At 67.0% G+C, this 578-nt stretch carries 1 pseudogene; it reads left to right on the forward strand.

Features of this window, described 5'->3' with window-relative positions:
- A pseudogene (locus tag NJLHNGOC_RS15575) lies at window positions 1-578 on the forward strand (1-deoxy-D-xylulose-5-phosphate synthase N-terminal domain-containing protein); the annotation flags it as partial.

Genomic DNA, 578 nt, shown 5'->3' on the forward strand with positions numbered 1-578 from the left:
CCGGGGGCGGAGCGGCTGATCGTCATCCTCAACGACAACGAGATGTCGATCGCCCCCCCCGTGGGCGCGATGTCGAGCTACCTTTCGCGGCTGATGTCCTCGCGCAAGTTCCTCAGCCTGCGCGATCTTGCCGCCAAGATGGCCAGGCGCCTGCCCGACCGGCTGGAGCGCACGGCGAANGAAGGCCGACGAATACGCGCGCGGCATCATCACCGGCGGCACCCTGTTCGAGGAGCTGGGCTTCTATTATGTCGGCCCCGTCGACGGGCATGACATGACGCAGCTGGTGCAGATCCTGCGCAACCTGCGCGATGCCGACGACCTTGGCCCCGTNACTGCTGCATGTCATCACGGAAAAGGGACGCGGCTATACCCCGGCCGAGTCGGCTGGCGACAAGTACCATGCCGTCTCCAAGTTCAACGTCGTCACGGGCGAGCAGAAGAAGGGCCCGGCCGGGCCGCCGTCCTACACATCCGTCTTCTCGCGCGAGCTGCTGCGCCAGGCGGAGGCGGACGACCGCATCGTCGCGATCACGGCGGCGATGCCCTCGGGCACGGGGCTGGACAGGTTCGCAAAG

It is taken from the genome of Novacetimonas cocois, from assembly GCF_003311635.1.
Taxonomy (GTDB): domain Bacteria; phylum Pseudomonadota; class Alphaproteobacteria; order Acetobacterales; family Acetobacteraceae; genus Novacetimonas; species Novacetimonas cocois.